Here is an 815-nt window from a genome sequence, read left to right as displayed (position 1 = left end):
GCTACTCTGATAGGTGACAAAACCAACGGAGAAGCTCAATGAACTTTTATACTAATACACATCCTTACTATTGTGGAATAGATTTACACGCACGCTTACTTTACGTATGCATTATTGATGATAAAGGTGAGGTACTTGTCCATAAAAAAGTAAAGGATTCACCCGAACAATTGCTGGCTTTATTAACTCCTTATTTAGGCAATATCATTGTGGGCGTGGAATGTATGCACTGTTGGTATTGGGTAAGTGACTTCTGTCGGCAACACAATATAGATTTCGTATTAGGTCATGCCTTGTATATGAAAGCCATTCATGGCGGTAAAACCAAAAATGATAAAATTGATTCATTTAAAATTGCTAAATTGTTACGTGGTGGCAATTTCCCCTTAGCATACAACTACCCCAACGAATTACGGGCTACCCGTGATTTACTTCGCCGCCGTACCAAACTTGTACGCTTTGGCGCGGACTTAAAAGCACATGTATCAAATACCGTGAGTCAATACAATTATCCTGCTCATTCCCTTAATTTACGTTATCCAAAGTCTCGTGAAAAAATGTCTAACGTCTTTGATGATATATCCGTGCAGCGCAACATCGATATTGATTTACACATAGTCGGTCATATTGAAACAGAGTTACGCCAGGTTGAATGGTTTATTGAAAAACAAGCCAAACAACATAACGCTAAAGACTATTACTTACTCAAATCTATTGCTGGGGTAGGACAAATCCTCGCACTCACCATCCTATATGAAATCGGTGATATTGAACGCTTTGAAAGCGTTCAAAAGTTCGCTTCTTACTCTCGATTA

General features: G+C 38.5%; 1 protein-coding gene. It reads left to right on the top strand.

Annotated features, from left to right (window positions below):
* Nucleotides 1–38: 38 nt before the first annotated feature.
* The coding region (locus tag ACYVIL_RS20245; protein WP_460314544.1) for an IS110 family RNA-guided transposase at nucleotides 39–815 on the top strand (777 nt) is incomplete at its 3' end.

It is taken from the genome of Aliiglaciecola aliphaticivorans (assembly GCF_054782055.1).
Note: the sequence above shows the minus strand (reverse complement) of the source record. Positions and strands in the feature narration are given on the sequence as shown.